Source organism: Romboutsia sp. MSSM.1001216sp_RTP31141st1_G3_RTP31141_220114 (assembly GCF_039031195.1).
GTDB classification, from domain to species: domain Bacteria; phylum Bacillota; class Clostridia; order Peptostreptococcales; family Peptostreptococcaceae; genus Romboutsia_C; species Romboutsia_C hominis.
In genome coordinates this window covers 1-3,124 of the sequence record NZ_JBCIUO010000046.1, presented here as the reverse complement: position 1 = coordinate 3,124, position 3,124 = coordinate 1, and the positions used below count along the sequence as shown (strand labels likewise).

The 3,124-nt window shown below is 27.1% G+C and carries 3 protein-coding genes; all 3 read left to right on the top strand.

Annotated elements, in window-relative coordinates:
- On the top strand, positions 1–569 hold a 569-nt coding region (locus tag ABCP60_RS15795; RefSeq protein WP_343102174.1), incomplete at its 5' end, for a hypothetical protein.
- 8 nt (positions 570–577) lie between these two features.
- Positions 578–1,765: an NlpC/P60 family protein gene (locus ABCP60_RS15790; RefSeq protein ID WP_343102173.1), complete on the top strand. Its 1,188-nt coding sequence runs from the start codon at positions 578–580 to the stop codon at positions 1,763–1,765.
- 210 nt (positions 1,766–1,975) lie between these two features.
- The coding region (locus tag ABCP60_RS15785) for a DNA topoisomerase (RefSeq protein ID WP_343102172.1) at positions 1,976–3,124 on the top strand (1,149 nt) is incomplete at its 3' end.

The following is a 3,124-nucleotide window of genomic DNA, read 5'->3' as shown; positions in this document are numbered from 1 at the left end:
GATTTTATATAGCAATAGATTCTAGTAAAGATAAAGTTAAAAATAAAAGTGAAACTGATAATACAAATGTAATTCAGCAATACTCATTAAAAGAAAAAAATAACACTCTTGATAAAAAGCAAATTGAGGATAAGAAAAATATTGAAGTTATAAAAGACTTTGCTAAAGAAAATAGTCTAAGTGATGAAGAAAATAATAATATAAAAAATACTGTAGAAGCCTTTTTAAAGGCTTTTTGTAGTATAAGTGAAGGTTCTAATCCTAGAACAAGATTAGAAAGTGTTAAGGCATCAATTAATCCTTCTTTATATGAAGAATTAAATAAACAAATAGATGTAGAATCAAATTTAGCAACTGAATATTATGTATATAGAAATATCAATAAAATAGTAATACATAATATTCAAAAGAAAGAAAATGAAGTATCAGTTAGTACAAGTGTATTTTCTGATTGGATTAATAATGATTTATCTACTCAAATTGAGGATGCTCCACAAGACTACACATTAACTTTAACAAAAGAAAATAGTAATTGGATAATAAATTCTTTTGTTGAGAACTTCAAGTAGGTGATAAAATGCAATATGCAAAAGATAGCCAAGAAAAAAGATTATTAAAAAATATTTTAAAGGTGCTGACTATTTTTTTTAGTTCAGCATCTTTATTTTTTATTGTTTTGATTACTTCAATAGTTATGCTTTTTTATGCTAGTAAAGTAACAGATGATAGTATGAGGGTACATGGTAGTTTAAGTGGCGTTCCAACAGAGTATATCCAATATTTTAACGAAGCATCTGAAATATTTAATATTCCAAACTGGGCTTTGGCTGCCGTAGCTAAACAAGAAAGTAACTTTAACCCAAATACCTCATATTTAGGGGCATATGGGATTATGCAAGTACAAAAGGTTGACTGGGCAAGTGGAAAAGACCTATGGGCATATCTAATAGGAAATGGTCTAGGTGAAATATATAAAAATGCAGGATATTCATTTTCAAGTAGTGAGGAAATGTGGAATATATACTTAAATGATGTTAGAGCTCAAATAATCGGTGGTTCTTATGAAATAAGATATTATGCAAATTATGTTCTTTGGAAAAAGAATAAGATTATGAAACTAGATTATAACAGTAATGAAAATATGAACTTAATTCCCTGGAATGCAAATGAAGATGATAGCGAACTTAGAGAATTATTAAGACGTACATATGCTTGTTATAATGGGGGGCCCGGTTATGGTATGAGAGTTGATTTAGACAATGCAAGATTTGATTATCCTAACAAAGTATATAGATATGCTATGCAATATAGAGGTAGCGGATTAGATTTTAGTAATGGTTCTTATGTTGGAGATAATGAAACAATAGAAAAAGCTATATCAGCAGGGATGCCTTTAGTTGGTAACTCACCTTATGTATGGGGTGGTGGTAGAAATCCTTATGATATTGCACATAGAAGATTTGATTGTAGCTCATTTGTTCATTGGTGCTATTCAGAAGCAGGAATAAACTTAGGAGATTATAAAAGTGTTGTAACTGATTCATTAGCAAGACAAGGTAGAGCAGTATCTCCTAATGAAATGGTAAGAGGAGATATTATCTTCTTTAATACATATAAATATAACGGTCATGTTGCAATATATTTAGGTGATGGTAAATTCTTACATTGTGGTACTTCTAAAGGAGTTTGGATAGATAATTTAAATAGTTCTTATTGGAGCAAAGTATTTAATGGAAATGTCAGAAGAATAGTTGAAGCAAAATAATTATAAATAAAATAAAAAATGGAGTATTTATAAAAATAAATACTCCATGAACATTAATCGGGAGTAAGGGTATTTATTTTTATAAATACCCTTATATTTTGGGTAAGAGTAAAACTCTTATTAATAATAATAATGAGATTTTAAAATATACAATAATAGATATCGCAAACTTAGTATATCAAAAAAAATATATAAGGAGTATGAAAAAACATGGTACATATGAAAAAAGTTATAATTGCTGAAAAACCTTCTTTAGCAGTTACTATTGTAAAAGCTATAGGAGGACATTTTAATAAAAATGATGGATATTTTGAAAATGAAAATTATATAGTAACATTTGGTTTTGGTCATCTATTTCAGTTATATTCTATAGATGACTATTTTAATAGAGAAAAAAGTAAATGGAATATGGATGAACTTCCTTTTATACCTAATGAATATAAATTCAAACTAATTGATGATACAGGAGTAAAGAAGCAATTTGAAACGATAAAAAAGCTCGTTAATAGAAATGATGTAGACACTATAGTTAATTGTGGAGATGCTGACAGAGAAGGCGAGGTAATTATTAGGTTAATTATAGAAAATTCCTTAGAAAGTAAGAAGGATATAAAGAGATTATGGCTTCCAGAACAAACCAATGAAACTATAAGAAACGAATTAAAGAATCTTAGAAACAATAATGAGTATGAGCTTTTATATGATGAAGGATTTGTTAGAACTTGTGTAGATTGGATATATGGAATAAATTTAACTAGATTATTAACTTGTAAAGCTCAAAATACATTACCAGTTGGTAGAGTCCTTATTCCTATAGTAGAAGTTATATATAAGAGAAATTATGATATTAATAATTTTATCCCTAAAAAATATTATCAAGGCGAAGCCATAATAACAAAAGATAATGAAACTATAAAGTTTAGTATTGATGATTTAAAATTTGATACAAAAGAAGAATGTATAAGAGCAACTAATCTATTGCTAAATGAAAAAATTATAGTAAAAGATATTCAAGTTAAAGAGGTTAAAAAACAACCTAAGAAGTTATTCTCCCTTGATAAACTTCAAAATAAATTATCTAAAGAACTAAAATTAAGTGCTAATGATAGTTTAAAAATCATTCAGAATTTATATGAAAAAGGATATGTTACTTACCCTAGAACTAATACGGAGTATCTTGCAGAAGCAGAAAAAGATAAGGTACAAAAAATAATTGATGTAATAGATAAAGATAATATCTTAGAAATGAAAAATAAAAAATCTATATTTGATACATCAAAGGTAGAAAGCCATTCGGCTATAATACCAACTACAAAAATACCGACTGATATAAGTCAAAATGAACTTGCAGTATATAAT

Coding starts and splice junctions, on each gene's coding strand:
- ABCP60_RS15790 (WP_343102173.1), top strand. CDS start 578: ATGCAATATGCAAAAGATAGCCAAGAAAAAAGATTATTAAAAAATATT.